The organism is Rahnella sp. PAMC25617, from assembly GCF_050606005.1.
Classification (GTDB): domain Bacteria; phylum Pseudomonadota; class Gammaproteobacteria; order Enterobacterales; family Enterobacteriaceae; genus Rahnella; species Rahnella variigena.
Genome location: NZ_JBOCUM010000029.1, coordinates 1 through 7,800, shown reverse-complemented (window position 1 = coordinate 7,800; position 7,800 = coordinate 1). Strand labels below are relative to the sequence as shown.

General features: G+C 48.2%; 7 protein-coding genes and 1 pseudogene. All 8 read right to left on the bottom strand.

Features of this window, described 5'->3' with window-relative positions; all coding sequences use genetic code 11:
- A pseudogene (locus ACM615_RS23700) lies at window positions 1–873 on the bottom strand (hypothetical protein); the annotation flags it as partial.
- 2 nt (window positions 874–875) lie between these two features.
- On the bottom strand, window positions 876–2,315 hold the full coding sequence (locus ACM615_RS23695; RefSeq protein WP_431012609.1) for a hypothetical protein: 1,440 nt from the start codon (window positions 2,313–2,315) through the stop codon (window positions 876–878).
- Window positions 2,315–2,572, bottom strand: coding sequence for a PAAR domain-containing protein (locus ACM615_RS23690; RefSeq protein ID WP_113878377.1), 258 nt, complete (start codon window positions 2,570–2,572; stop codon window positions 2,315–2,317). The genes ACM615_RS23695 and ACM615_RS23690 overlap by 1 nt, the downstream gene beginning before the upstream one ends.
- Window positions 2,569–4,509 (bottom strand): T6SS effector phospholipase Tle3 domain-containing protein, encoded by a 1,941-nt coding sequence (locus tag ACM615_RS23685; RefSeq protein WP_304486049.1) that lies wholly within the window; start codon window positions 4,507–4,509, stop codon window positions 2,569–2,571. The genes ACM615_RS23690 and ACM615_RS23685 overlap by 4 nt, the downstream gene beginning before the upstream one ends.
- A gap of 90 nt (window positions 4,510–4,599) precedes the next feature.
- Complete coding sequence (locus ACM615_RS23680) at window positions 4,600–5,469, bottom strand: T6SS immunity protein Tli3 family protein (RefSeq protein ID WP_431012608.1); 870 nt, start codon at window positions 5,467–5,469, stop codon at window positions 4,600–4,602.
- 2 nt (window positions 5,470–5,471) lie between these two features.
- Window positions 5,472–6,338: a T6SS immunity protein Tli3 family protein gene (locus ACM615_RS23675; RefSeq protein ID WP_431012607.1), complete on the bottom strand. Its 867-nt coding sequence runs from the start codon at window positions 6,336–6,338 to the stop codon at window positions 5,472–5,474.
- Window positions 6,339–6,340: 2 nt separating this feature from the next.
- Window positions 6,341–7,207, bottom strand: coding sequence for a T6SS immunity protein Tli3 family protein (locus ACM615_RS23670; protein ID WP_431012606.1), 867 nt, complete (start codon window positions 7,205–7,207; stop codon window positions 6,341–6,343).
- 18 nt (window positions 7,208–7,225) lie between these two features.
- On the bottom strand, window positions 7,226–7,800 hold a 575-nt coding region (locus tag ACM615_RS23665; RefSeq protein WP_431012605.1), incomplete at its 5' end, for a DUF2345 domain-containing protein.

Below are 7,800 nucleotides of genomic sequence, written 5' to 3'. Positions count from 1 at the left end.
GAGCAGCGGTTTGAATGCATCCGTCCAACCGGTCAGGCGGGCTTTTAAATCACTGGCCAGTTGCAGCAAAAACGCATGGCTCAGGTTTCCGCTGATTTGTGCCAAGCCCTGTGCGCGAAGTTCGGGGAGCAGTGAATCGACAGAAGAGGATAAAGACTCCGGCGTCAGCCTTTTGTTCCCGAACACACCGACCAGCTGCACCGGCCGTTCGGGTTGCGGCCAGGTCAGTTTCCGCCGGTCCAGCAGATACACCGGCGGCTCCCAGCGCAGCATATGGCGGACGATTTCATAACCACGAAGCACGGAATCTGCCTGCGCCACCTGAGTATATTGCGCCTCATGGCTGACCCAGATCAGCGCATCGGCAGGGGCGTGAGGACGCAGACGGCGCAACGCCTGAAGATCTGCCGTATTGCCGCCCGCCGCCAGCGACCCGCCCCACAACAGCAGGGTATTGCCGACCGTCATCCAGCCAGATTGAGTCAGTCCCGGCGCGACCGCTTCAATATCCGTCGCTTCGCCCATCACCAGCAGCCAGGGGAGTTTGCGTTTCCAGCGCAGGCCGTAGCGATGCCGGAGGGTAGATTTTAACCGGCCAATATCAATGGACGCCTGAACGGGTTGCTCTGATTCTAAACCCGCCGGGGCGACTTTAGGACGCACAGGAACCCGCCAGCTGGCCGATGTGGTGACGAGGGTAAATGACAGGGCAATAAGCGCGACAATCAGCGTGATGACCAGAACGGTCATTAAAATGCCGGAGTCCTTTGCGGACGAAGAAAACACGCCGTATTGCCGGAACACACTGATAATCGCGACTGCGACGGCCAGCAGCAGGAACAGTATTCCCAGTGGCTTAATGAATTTCTTCACAATCAGCTTCCTTGCTGCGCAGAACGGATAAAGTGCGGCTCAAGCAGGCGATTTAACACGATCCGCAGGCCCACGGCGCTGCCAGTCATTGTGACAACCAGTGTCAGGATCAGCGTGATCGCGCCCCAGAAAGAAAACAGCCAGTCCGGGAAGGCATTGCCGAGCGACCAGAACAACACCAGATTGAACAGCAGTGAAGCGACCAGGCATCCGGCAGGATAGACATCGCGGGGTAACTGGCTGTGATAGTCAGCCTGAACCGGCGCTTGACTCCCGACAACGACTGCCCAGGCTGACTCTTCTGCGGCGGCCAATACCCACTGGCTGCCCTGACCGCGCTTAATCATATCAGCGGCGGCGCCGATCATCAGCCAGCCTGAAAGTGACCCAAACATCCCGCAGCCTTTGTCGAAATCCAGCTGCCCGCCCATAGGGGCTTCGTTGCGCAGCGGTAATTTCAGGTCATGGACAACGGCATTGAGCTTCTGACGCAGGGTGTCGGTCAGCCCGGAGAACCACAGCAGGCGAAGAGACTCTGCCGGCTGCTGCGTCATGTCTCGCAGTTCCAGCAAATCTTCCGGCAGTTTTTTCAGATTTAGCGGCATGGCTCTGAAGAGCTGCGGGGCATTTTGCAGGGTATCTGGTCTAAGCAAGTCGGCGGGGGAGAGCAGCAGGCCGGTCGCGATTTCGCTGAGAGGCTTTTCCTCCACACCGTCGTAATACTGCATCGCAATAACGAGAGAGGGCGTGTGTGCGTCTAAGCAGGTTCCCACAGTTTCCAGAGAGGCCTGCGGGCGAACAGGGTTTACCTGTAACGAGTATCCGGGATAAAGCGTTTGCCAGAGCTCTTCGAGGTAAAGAACGTGTGTTTCGGTCACCTCCGTCTGCGTCTGCACAAAGAGTCTGAACGTTACCTTTTTTGGCAGATTCAGCGCTTTAATGGCGTCTTCAAACGACGTCAGGATATGGCGGCAGATGATTTCAAAGCGATAAATACCCGGCGGCGCATCGTCCTCAGGAAACAGTAACACCGCAGGCTCCTCGTTATCGCCTTCTGGACGGGAGAGGCCCGCGACCTGCGGGTATAAATCCAGACGGGTGGTAAAGTTCACGTTATCAACAATATGCAGATGCTGATGTGTCCAGTTTTGCCACGCAGCGTTTGTATTTGCCTGCCAGTGCGTCCAGCTGTAATACATCAGCGCACCGGCCTCCCATATCAGGAGATAAAGCGACAGGCACGACAGGATCCCAATCAACGTGAAGCCGGTCAGCGGCAGATAATGCCCTGAAGACAACGGATACAATCCGGTTGATGGCGTATCGAGCACTACCCAGACTAAAGCGAGTGCAAAAGCCGTCAGGAAGATAAACACGCACACCCACGGTGACCACGCAGGTGGCTTTTGCTGAGGTTCAGCCTGAGGAACTGACCAGCCCATTATTCGAATCCTGCATCAGGGAAGCTGGCATACACTACCGACCCACATTCAGTTTTGCAGAGATGTACCACAATCCCTTTTCCCTGCTCCTCATAACCCGGCTCGCATTCGATAATGCGGTTCGGGCCGTGTTCAGGGCAGCTCACGCTGTCATTTAACAGTGCAGCATTTTTACCTTCGATTTCAAACGTCGATGAAGCAGAAATCACAGCACCGCCGTGGGAAGTTTTATCCCCGAGAACCACCACATTTTTCATGCGAGTTCTCCCTGCGGTTTCTGTGCCCGGACTAACGCGAGATTGTCAGCCTCGGCCTTTTTCACCGCCGCGTCATAACGTTGCTGGGCATCGGCATCCACGTCTTTACGGATAATAGGTGGCAGCGGTGGCGGAGTGAATGTACCTGTTTTGTAATATGGGTCTGAACCTCTTTGTGTCCAGTCAGCCATATCTCGCAGCATCTGCATCTGTGTTTCGTTTTGTCCGATGTTACAGAATCCAATTGGCAAGTCGTAGGCCAGCACCTGCTGAAGGAACAACGGGTTCTGGGGTAAATCACTGTGGTCGGCAGGCCGGGAAATATACTGGCTTATGCGCGAGCGCATATGCTCAACGCTTTCCCTGTCAATATTCCGTTTATCATAGGGAGAACCAGAGCCTGGCGGAACAGGGAAGGTTTTGCGCTCATTGAAGCCATAGAGTTTGATGTAATATTTGTAGGTATTGTCGTTGAAGCCCTTTGAAGACGGATCTTTTTTCCCCCATCCGTAGCCATAATCGTCGTAGTCTTTGTCGGCCAGATAGATTCCATTTTTAGCTAAGTCAGCGGGTAAATCTTTAATATGTTTACGGTCTGTATCGAAATCAGCCAGCTGCTCCGCAGTTATTGGCAGAGGGACCTGTTCGGCATTGATGAACAGCTTTTGGTTTGGGTCCGGATTAGGCCATGCCTGGCGACTAAACACAGAATCATTGCTGTCCCAGAATGTCTTACCGCCATTCGGCTTCCAGTCCCTGCTCATATCTGGCAACGTACCGAACGGTGTTTGCGGATTCGGTGCTTCGCCACAAGCCATATTACGGGCGAGCATGCGCACAAAAAGTGAGTTTTTCGGCACCATCGCAAAGACAGGGTGCGGCTGGGTATAGTTGCTGGCTTTCGTATTGGGAAGCCCTTGCCAGCCAATACTCAATAAGGGTGACGACCCCATTACCCTGTCATGTGGGCTGCAATAAATATACGTGCGTCCGTGATTGTCCCGCTCAGGGACATCCGGATTGGAGGTTTTCCCATCCGGTTGCCAGTTCTCGCACGCACCGTCAAGACCACAGACGAGTTTCTTCGGGTTGGCGTTCTTAAGCCGGTCCTTGTTTTCAGCCACCTTTGCGACAATGTCAGCAAAGGTGACACGTCTGGCGACGTCAGAGATACATTCCGCTAATGGATAGGAGAGATAGTCCATCCCCTTACTTTCCAGACAGAGCGGTGAATTCATCACAAAGAGTGCATCAGGCGCGGCGCCCTCCATTGCCGCCGCTGCGGTGGCAATCATAGTGCCCTGACTGTGAGATATAACGGTGACGGTATCCGTCGGGCTGAGTTCACGAATTTTCTTCACTAAATTTGCCAGTCGTTCGACTGCATGGGCGTAGTATTCACGCGGCGGTGCATTTGCCAGAAGCCGGTCCGTTTCTTCATTGATAAACTGCGTACTGAAAGGGATCGGGATTTTATTCACCCATTTGCTGAAGCCATATTTGCTCCACAGCGAATACAGTGAAGTACAGCCGTTCTGGAAAGGACCTCCGCCCCAGAAAAAACGGTCGTCACTATTCTTAATTTGTTCATCTGTAAGATCTCTATAGCTATCACCTAAAGCTGTTCTCAGTGGGATGGCAAAATCATTTTCATTACCTGGTTTTGCTGAGTATCCCCAGTAAAAACGTATAACAGGTGAACGGCCTTTAGTAATGATTTTAACTGGAAATGTACTGTCTTCATTGTATGAGTTAAGTGTTAAGGCGAATTGAGAGCCTTCCAGTCCCAGGCGTTGGTTAAGGCCTTCACAAAGATATTGTTCGGCTGTTTTGTACCATTCACCTTCTGAGTTTACGCCGTGAACAAAGATAACCAAGCCTGGGAGTTGGATACCTTTTCTTACCTCCCCTCGAACACAAACATTTTGCGGACTCATAGTACTTCTGGCTTGTTGAATACCATTAGGAGTCGTTTCACTATTTAGTAAACGAGTAGGCTGATCATGATTATATGATCCCGACATAAGTCATCCTTGATTTTTTTGCTGAGAAGATAGGGATGTAGTGTTGCAGCTAAATTTGCTGCTACCTAAATTACTTGTTTGAATATCGGGAAGCTTTTCGGTGAACGGTGAGTTATTAAGAGTATGAAATAAAGCTAGAGACTTAACACCTAGTTCATCAACCTGTGCTTCAGTGTAATGATATTTATTAGTTAGCCTACGATCGTAATATCCCATTGGATTTTCTTTAACTAATACATCTTCAGGTACACCTAACTTCAACATCCCTTTGTAAAATTCATCTTGGATCCAGGCTTGCCTTACGTTATAAAACTCGCCATTGCTATTGATTGCATACTTATCAGTAGATGGATATAGGTTGCTTTTGAAGTAAATTGCATCATCAGTCACAACGATTGTGTAATTTTTAGAGCTTGAGCTATTAATTGCACCAAATTTAATATCACTAAATTTTTTGCCGCCATCGATACTGGCTGACAAAATGCTGTAAGCACAGCCTCTGAGCGGGTCGCCGCATGCATCGTTATCACCACGAACAAATGGCAGAGCCAGTATGTCTTCATTTTTGGCTGCCCAGATAAACCTACCCTTGTAGTTCATTGTTCCCCTCGAGAGGAACCAGAGCTTAGTTTTTATCTTCTTGTTATCATTGTGATAATAAATCGAACCATCATCGCAGTTCGAATAATCTTCCAGCGTGAGATACCGATTTTTATCGATACGATAAATCACCTGTGGTGGGTTATGGATGGGTTGTACTGCCAGCTTTTCTGTCTGCGTTGATGTTTGCACCGGAGGCGGTGTCACGGCACAGCCATTAAGGCTGGTCAGTGAAAATATTAATGTACCTGCGAGTAAAGTTAGCTTTTTCATAGTCATCCTTGATTTTTTGGTTTAGTCGGTATCAGACCAACGTTACAACTAAATTCACTACTCAGTGAGATGCCTAATTTATAATTAGGGAGTTTCTCTAATGTAGGGGAGTTATTAAGTTGATTAAATAATGCATCAGCCTTAATATCTACTTCATGAATCTGGCTGTCTGAATAATTATGTTTATCTTTTAGCCAAATAAATGAGTAGCCTAATGGGTTGCTTTTTACTAAAACATCTTCAGGTACTCCGAACTTCAACATTCCCTTATAAAATTCGTTCTCTATCCATGCTTGCCTCACGTTATAAAAACCACCAGCGCTATTTGTTTGGTATTTTTCAGCATCGTAGTAGACGCTTTTAATGTAGATAGCATCATCGGTAATAATGATTGTATAATCCTTAGAGTTAGAGCTATTACTGGCATGGAATTTAATATCACTAAATTTTTTGCCGCCATCGATACTTGCTGACAAAATGCTGTAAGCACAGCCTCTGAGCGGGTCGCCGCATGCATCGTTATCACCACGAACAAATGGCAGAGCCAGTATGTCGTCATTTTTGGCTGCCCAGATAAACTTGCCCTTATAGTTCATTGTTCCCTTAGAGAGGAACCAGAGCTTAGTTTTTATCTTCTTGTTATCATTGTGATAATAAATCGAACCATCATCGCAGTTCGAATAATCTTCCAGCGTGAGATAGCGATTTTTATCGATACGATAAATCACCTGTGGTGGGTTATGGATGGGTTGTACTGCCCGCTTTTCTGGCTGCGTTGATGTTTGCACCGGAGGGGGTGTCACGGCACAGCCATTAAGGCTGGTCAGTGAAAATATTAATGTACCTGCGAGTAAAGTTAGCTTTTTCATAGTCATCCTTGATTTTTAGGCTGAGTAGGGAGCAATGCGGTGTTGCAGGTAAATTGAGTTGCGCTTTGAGGGAATGGCATCAATTTAGGGATTGTATCTTGGGGAGTATTATCTCTTATATCATAATATAAAGCACTAACCTTATTACCCAAGTCAGAAAGCTGTTCATTAGTATATGAATATTTAGTTGATAATAAACTCCCATTTACATCCAAAAGATTTTTTTTATCTAAAGCATCATCAGGTATTCCCATTGCCAAAAGTTTTTTGTAGAAAATGTTGTTAATTGATAATTCTCTTGGTTGTATAAAAGCACCTTCGTTATTGCGTACATATTTATCAGCATTATAGTTGATGCTTTTAATATATATGGCATTATCAGAAATAACGATTGTGTAATCTTTAGAACCTGAGCTATCAGTTGCATGGAATTTAATATCACTAAAATTTTTGCCCCCATCATGACTGGCCGATAGTATGCTGTAAGCACAGCCTCTTAATGGGTCACCACAAGGTGCGTTATCACCGCTCACCAATGGAATCGCCAGCATGTCGTCATTTTTGGCTGCCCAGATAAACTTGCCCTTATAGTTCATTGTTCCCCTAGAGAGGAACCAGAGCTTAGTTTTTATCTTCTTGTTATCATTGTGATAATAAATGGAACCATCATCGCAGTTCGAATAATCCTCCAGCGTGAGATAGCGATTTTTATCGATACGATAAATCACCTGTGGTGGGTTATGGATGGGTTGTACTGCCCGCTTTTCTGGCTGCGTGGATGTTTGCACCGGAGGCGGTGTCACGGCGCAGCCATTCAGGCTGGTCAGTGAAAATACTAATGCACCTGCGAGTAAAGTTAGCTTTTTCATATTCGGTCCTTGAAGTCCTTATTCGCCATCCAGTAACGAAATGACCATATCCTGTGCGGCTTGTGATTTAGTGAGAGAAGTCATGCCTTTTTCATCAGTCAGCCCTTCAATGATCTGTCCATCATCCAGTGTGATTTTATATTTCTGGGAAGCCAGTGGCTTGCCGTTGAGCGGATGAGTAACAACAAATCCTTCATTGAACTGTTCGGGCTCGAACGATTTCATCGCACTCTGCATGCTGGCTGAGCCTTGCTTGACGATGCCGCCATTTTTAACCAGCAGTTTTCCTGGCCCGCCAATTTCAACGTTACCGCCTTTCAGTTTGATGTAGGCTCCGCCGCAGATCAGAACCAGCTCGTCCTGTGCTGTCACCGTCATTTTTTTCCCACTGGCAATATGCGTATCGTCCGTTGACCAGGTGGTGAATTTCCCGCCCTGCGCCTGAACGTCAATGTCGCCTTTGGCGGCAAACATTTTGGTTCCCTGACGGCTGTAGAGGCTGATTTGGTCACCGGCGGCGACGGTGAATTTCTTCGTCGCGCCGATATCCACCTGCTTACCGGCGGTCAGCGTCAGGCTGTCTTCCGCGTACA